Origin of the sequence: Macrococcus capreoli (assembly GCF_025628935.1) — a bacterium.
GTDB lineage: Bacteria > Bacillota > Bacilli > Staphylococcales > Staphylococcaceae > Macrococcoides > Macrococcoides capreoli.
Genome location: NZ_JAOTIS010000045.1, coordinates 1 through 829, shown reverse-complemented (window position 1 = coordinate 829; position 829 = coordinate 1). Strand labels below are relative to the sequence as shown.

The 829-nt window shown below is 40.5% G+C and carries 1 protein-coding gene; it reads right to left on the bottom strand.

All coding sequences use genetic code 11. The annotated features are described in order from the left end of the window. Window positions 1-829 (bottom strand): SdrD B-like domain-containing protein (locus OCL94_RS13185; RefSeq protein WP_262997381.1); only part of this gene is annotated, 829 nt, incomplete at both ends.

The following is an 829-nucleotide window of genomic DNA, read 5'->3' as shown; positions in this document are numbered from 1 at the left end:
GATTACTTGGCCTGTTGCTTTATCCACTAACTGAACCGTTACACCTGAAATTCCTGGTTCTGTTCCGCCATTTTGAACATTATCGTTGTTTGTATCTAACCATACTTTATCTCCGATTACGTACGTTGGGGCTGGTGTTACCACTGTCTTAAATCCTTTATCTATTGTTAAGTTGTCCGCATCTACGATGCTTACATCTTGACGGTTAACATTTGAGTTATCGCCATCTGTTGTTTCGTTTGTGCTTGTTACTTCTGTGTAACTTGTTGTTGAACCATCTGGATTTGTCACGGTCGCTGGTGTGCCAAACACTACTGTGTAGTCACCTGGTTTTAAGTGATCAAACTTATAATTACCGTTCGCATCTGTTACTTGTGTTGAGATCACTTGGCCTGTTGCTTTATCCACTAACTGAACCGTTACGCCTGAAATTCCTGGTTCTGTTCCGCCATTTTGAACATTATCATTATTCGTATCTAACCATACTTTGTCACCAATTGTGTATGTTGGAGCTGGCGTTACCACTGTCTTAAATCCTTTATCTATCGTTAAGTTGTCCGCATCTACGATGCTTACGTCTTGGCGGTTAACATTAGAGTTATCGCCATCTGTTGTTTCGTTTGAACTTGTTACTTCTGTGTAACTTGTTGTTGAGCCATCTGGATTTGTCACGGTTTTCGGAGTGCCAAATACTACTGTATAGTCACCTGGTTTTAAGTGATCAAACTTATAGTTACCGTTCGCATCTGTTACTTGTGTTGAAATCACTTGACCTGTTGCTTTATCTACTAACTGAACAGTCACGCCTGAAATTCCTGGTTCTGTTCCA